Raw genomic sequence first — 697 nt, 5'->3', positions numbered from 1 at the left:
CCAAGAGGAATAAAACTTGCCCGTGGAATACCAATCCCTTTAAGAAGCTTCTTGCCAAGACCTTCATAATCTATGAGATAACGCATCGCCAAGCGTACTTTTTCCTTAGCAAAAATGGGATTCGTCGTATTAAATCCCCAGTACATCATAGTTGGCACTAACACTCTTTCAACTTTAACATCTGTTGTTTTTTGCAGATCTGCAAGATCTTCAGGTGTCAAATTACGAGCAACATCAATATCATGTTTTTGCAACAACAAACGTTGTGTTCCAGGCTCCGCAACATGGCGAATTAAAATCTGCTTCAGTTTAGGTGCTTGTCCCCAATAGTGAGAGCTTGCACGCAACAAAAGAGCTTCTCCAGGGCGCCAACTTTTTAACTGATAAGGACCAACACAAGCAGCATGAGTTTTCAAATACTGATTTCCCAAATCGCCATCTTTTTCGTGTTTCATAATCGTCTTACGATCAAGCAAAGCTGTTGCACGACTCGCAACAATATTATTAAGAATGAGCTCTGCTGGATAAGGCTTATCAAATTTCATCACCACTGTTTTCTCATCAAGAGCTTGCAAAGCATCATCAACATTTTGTTCTGTAATTCCATATTCATTAAAAATTGCTGCATTACTCATCTTCAATTTGACAATCCGCTTCATACCCCAAACAAGATCATTGGCATTGGCTGATCTGCCAT

1 protein-coding gene is annotated in these 697 nt (G+C 39.7%); it reads right to left on the bottom strand.

From position 1 onward, the window contains the following. Positions 1-697 (bottom strand): ABC transporter substrate-binding protein (locus tag ACFIK6_RS10150; protein ID WP_375677620.1); only part of this gene is annotated, 697 nt, incomplete at both ends.

Source organism: Bartonella sp. AS69XJJH (genome assembly GCF_042195585.1).
Taxonomy (GTDB): Bacteria; Pseudomonadota; Alphaproteobacteria; order Rhizobiales; family Rhizobiaceae; genus Bartonella.
Note: the sequence above shows the minus strand (reverse complement) of the source record. Positions and strands in the feature narration are given on the sequence as shown.